3 protein-coding genes are annotated in these 4,676 nt (G+C 52.4%); all 3 read right to left on the bottom strand.

What is annotated here, in order from left to right; translation table 11 throughout:
* The coding region (locus tag H6F43_RS19950; RefSeq protein WP_190344748.1) for a PAS domain-containing protein at window positions 1–2,630 on the bottom strand (2,630 nt) is incomplete at its 3' end.
* Window positions 2,627–3,007 carry a response regulator gene (locus tag H6F43_RS19945; protein WP_190344746.1) on the bottom strand — a complete coding sequence of 127 codons (381 nt, stop codon included), beginning with the start codon at window positions 3,005–3,007 and terminating at the stop codon, window positions 2,627–2,629. The genes H6F43_RS19945 and H6F43_RS19950, both read right to left, overlap by 4 nt.
* Window positions 3,000–4,445, bottom strand: coding sequence for an ATPase domain-containing protein (locus H6F43_RS19940; protein ID WP_190344744.1), 1,446 nt, complete (start codon window positions 4,443–4,445; stop codon window positions 3,000–3,002). The genes H6F43_RS19945 and H6F43_RS19940 overlap by 8 nt, the downstream gene beginning before the upstream one ends.
* Between the last annotated feature and the right edge of the window lie 231 nt (window positions 4,446–4,676).

Below are 4,676 nucleotides of genomic sequence, written 5' to 3'. Positions count from 1 at the left end.
GCGATCGCCAAGCCGAGACCCAAACCGCCAAACGTCCGGGTTGTTGTGCCATCCGCCTGCCGAAAGGTTTCAAACACGTAGGGGAGAAATTCTGGCTTAATACCCTTGCCCGTATCACTAACTTGGAGCTGAGCCTGCGTTCCCACACGCTCTAGCCGAATGTCTACTCGACCGCCCGCAGGGGTAAATTTAATCGCATTGGACAGCAAATTCCAGATCACCTGCTGTAGCCTGGAAGCGTCACCTAAAACCTGAGCGGTTGTTAACCGGGTATGAATCTGAATTGACTTTGCTTCTGCTGCCAAGCGCACCGTTTCTAATGCTGCCTGAATGATGGGGGACACATCAACGGAATGAACCGTGAGGCTAAGCTTGCCGTTTAGAATCCGAGAAATGTCTAGCAGATCTTCAATTAGCTGCGTCTGAATCTTGGCGTTGCGCTCGATCGTCTCCAAAGCGCGATCCGTGGCGACTTCATCAAACTTGCGGCTGCGGAGAAGTCTCGTCCAACCCAGAATGGGATTAAGTGGGGAGCGCAACTCATGGGACAACACCGCCAAAAATTCATCTTTGATCCGGTTTGCCGATTCAGCCTCGGCTCGTGCAATTTGTTCGCGCTCTAAGGCTCGATCGCGCTCCTCAAGGGCGGATCGCTGATCGTGAATGTCTGTGCAAGAGCCAAACCATTTCGTGATGCGTCCAGTGTGGTCTTTAAGTGGAATCGCGCGTCCCAAAAACCAGCGGTACTGTCCATTTTTCGCCTGCCGAAAGCGGTACTCAATGTTGTAGTCTTCGCCAGTTTGAAGACACGCATTCCAAACATCGAGGCAGCGCTGTTGGTCGTCGGGGTGCAACAGATGACTCCAACCCCAGCCTTGAGTCTGCTCGGGTGACATGCCAGTGTATTCGTACCAGCGCTGGTTGAAGTAGTCGTGGTAGCCATCGGCTCGAGTTGTCCAGAACAACTGCGGCATCGAGTCTGCCAGCGTGCGAAAGTTTAACTCGCTTTGCTGCAGGGCGGCTTCGGCTCGTTTCCGCTCAGTAATGTCGGTAACGATTCCGACTAATCGGGTTGGCTCCCCTTCAGCATTGCGGTACATGCTGCCGCGTTTCCAGATCCAGCCGAGGCGGCGATCGGCTCGAATAATTCTGCATTCCACATTTAAATCGTTGTAAGTCGAGAGCGTTTGCTGAAACCGTCGATCGACAGCCGCTCGATCGTCTGGATGAACGTGATGTAAGAAAGTTTCATAACTCCATTCTGGCAACAAGGACTTATAGCCAAAGATTTGGTCGTGCAGCAGCGATCGTCTAGATATGTGCGGTTGGCTCGTCAGATCCAGTTCCCACTCGCCAATCTGTGAGGAATCAAGCACAAACTGCAGCTGTCCCTCTCGCTCCCGCAGAGCCGCCTCAATGCGTTTTTGGTGGTCGATGTCGGTGATGGTGCCAATCCAACTGGTAATTTGTCCCGTGCTGTCACGCAGGGGGACTCCTCGGCTGATGAACCAGCGGTAGACGCCATCAGAACGGCGCAGACGATACTCTATAGCATCCGATTCTCCAGCGGCGATCGCGTGTGTCCAGCTTTTTAGGGTGCGCTCGCGATCCTCAGGATGAACGCAACCCATGCCGCCGAAGCCCATCGACTCGGCTTCACTCAGTCCGGTGTATTCATACCACTGCTGATTGAAGTACTGCATTGCGCCCTTGGCATCCATTAGCCAGACGACCTGAGGCATCGCTTCGGCTAAGTCTCGATAGCGTTGTTCGCTTCTTTGCAGGGCAACTTCTGTCTGCTTGCGATCGGTAATATCTTCCGCAACGCCCGCCAGCCGATAGGGATGTCCCTCAGAATCGCGAACGACAAAACTGCGATCGCGCACCCAGCGAGTGGAACCATCGGGACGGACAATTCGGTATTCGTGATCGTGGCTATCGCAAACAAGGCACTGCTCAGTCGTGGCTCGGACTCGGTCACGATCGTCGGGGTGAATCGTTTCAATCCACAGAGTCGGGTTGGCATACAGGTCATCGCGAGACCGTCCCCAAATCTGCTCATAGGCTGGACTGAGGTAAAGCATCTGCTGGGTTTGCCGATCGAGCAGCCAAAAGGCACTTTGAATCGTCTCTGCCATTTGGCGAAATCGGTCTTCGCTGTCATGCTGAGCCTCGATCGCGCGATCGCGCTTTGTCTCTGCCTGCTGCCGCGCTGTAATCTGCTGTTCTAGCTTCTGATTTGCCGTTTGCAGTTGCAGCGACAGTTGACGCGATCGCAGCAGAATTTCGATCCGCGCTTGCAGTTCTGCTTTTTCGATCGGCTGAGTAATCAGTTCATCAATGCTTTGCCAGAGCTGTCGGGTCACATACTTCACATCTTGCCGACTGGTTGTCAACAGAAACGGCAGCAAGACAGGCTGCTCTGCAGTTCTTCTAGCTTGCACTGTCTCCCACAGTTGGTCTAAGGCTCTGGCTCCAATAATGCACAGGTCAAACGGCTGAGACAGCAGCAATTCGTTGACTGTCTCAGCATCCCAATCGGGTACGATTACGTCATAGCCAGGCTTTAGCCATTCACACAGCAGTCGGCGGTTTTCACGATGTTCCAGCAGCAGTAAAATTCGCTTCATTCCGATCCCTTCAGCAAATCCCGAATCAACTGCAAGAACTCCCGCATCATCAGAGGTTTGTTTAACAGCCCTAGTGCGCCGTGCGCAATGCTGGCTTGTTGAATAGCAGCATATTGCCGGGGTGAGATGACAAGAAAGGGAATTCCCTGCTCACGCAATCGTTGACACAACCCCCAAACGCTGGCATCAAATCCAGAAATATCTATCAACGCCAATTTGATTGTAGAGGGAATGCTCGTGACCTCTCCCACCTCCTCTAGACTGATTTTGGCTAAAACCTGGTAGCCTTGCTGCTTCAAAAACTGGCTAAGCAATTCTAAATTGCGCTGGTTGCGATCGACCGCCAGGATTACTGGCGCAGAGTCTTCATCAGTCACGCGGGTTCTCTACTTGCTCTGGCAACCCGCTCAAAATTCCTCGTAGCTGAGATAGGGGTTGCCCAACCCGAATGCCCCCTGGAGTAATGCTGAGTTCGCGTAGCGTCCGTTCAAAATCTGAAAGCCGCTTTTTCAGCACACCGATCGCCTTGCGAATTTCTCCATGAATTTCTAAGTAGCGCAGGAAAATGATATTGTCTGCCAAATAGCTAATGCCAATTTCAGTGGCGCGAAAGTCTCCGGTAATTCCCTCAGTTTCATTAATCAAAATCACCGTGACGCCCACATTCTGCAAATACTTGCAAAGCGCATGCAAATGGCTGACCAAATCTGCCCCGCGCACCGATAGGCGGTAGCCTGCCACGCTGTCGATCATGACAATTCGCGCTTGGTTCTGTTCGACTTCCTGCCGGACTAACCGGGCAAATTCGTCCGGGCTAAATTGCAGTGGTTCAACGGAGACGATCGACAACGTTTGGCGCTGAACCATCTCACGCACTGGAATCGCGATGGCTTCTGCTCGATGCAGCACCATGCTGACCTGCTCTTCAAAGGCGTAGAGCACCGATCGTTCCCCTCGTTCGGCGGCGGTCTTCATGAACTGAACGCCGATCGTTGTCTTACCGACTCCTGTAGGACCTGTAAGGATCGTCACCGTTCCTCGTTCAATCCCTCCATTCAGCAAGGCATCCAGTTCCGGCACCCCAGAAGGAATCGCCTCCATCACGAATTCCTGCTCATACACCTCTGGCTGAAGCCGAGGAAAGACCTCGATCCCGGTGCCCAGCAGGCGAAAGGTGTGATTACCGCCTCGAAAATCAGAGCCGCGAAACTTAACCACCGTTAGGTAACGAATTCCGCTCGCTTGCTGGAGATCAATGACGCCATCGCTCATAAACTGCAAGTCGTCATCGGGCGTGGTTGGGCCGCTTTCGGAGGCAAACAGAACGGTGGCTCCCTGCTCTAGCAGAAACCGCAGAAACGACAGCACCTGCTTGCGAAACTGGAAAACATCGGTTGCCAGATAGCGAAATTGGGTCATGGCGTCGATAAAAACGCGCTGAGGCTGAAGCTGCTTTACCTGTTCCACAATTCGCTGGGTGGTCGGCTCTCGCTCAACTTCAGCAGGCGAGAAGATGTCGTAGGCTTCTACTTCTGTAAAAAAGTTGGAACTAGGGCTAAGGTCCAAAAACGCAATAGCTTGAGTGTCAAACCCTAACCGATCGCCATTTGCCCGCACTTGGGCTTCGGCTTCGCCTAAGACAATAAAGAGGGTTTTTTCTCCTCGCGCTGCACCTGCTGCCAAAAACTCCAGCCCTAATGTCGTTTTACCCACGCCAGGACCGCCCCGCACCAGATAAGCCTGTCGAGGAATGAGTCCACCATGTAAAACTTCATCTAATCCTGGAACTCCGCTGGAAAGCCGATCGTCTTGCATTGAGTTCTTTAATTCTCTAATTACTGTTAATTAGAAACATAAGTATACAAAGCTGAATCTTTTCATATTTCTGCCGCACACAGTTCTACCGCAAGGATAATTTAAGCGTCCAGCCAATTTAGCGCACTTACCCAGCTCCTTCAAATCAAAGCATAGCCTGGAGTGGCTGCCAGTAGATTCTTTTCACATCCACAGGTCTTCACATTCATAGGTCTAAGTAAGACGTACAGC

This window comes from Leptolyngbya sp. FACHB-36, from assembly GCF_014695955.1.
Classification (GTDB): Bacteria; Cyanobacteriota; Cyanobacteriia; order Leptolyngbyales; family Leptolyngbyaceae; genus FACHB-36.
This window is presented reverse-complemented; position numbering and strand designations above follow the sequence as displayed.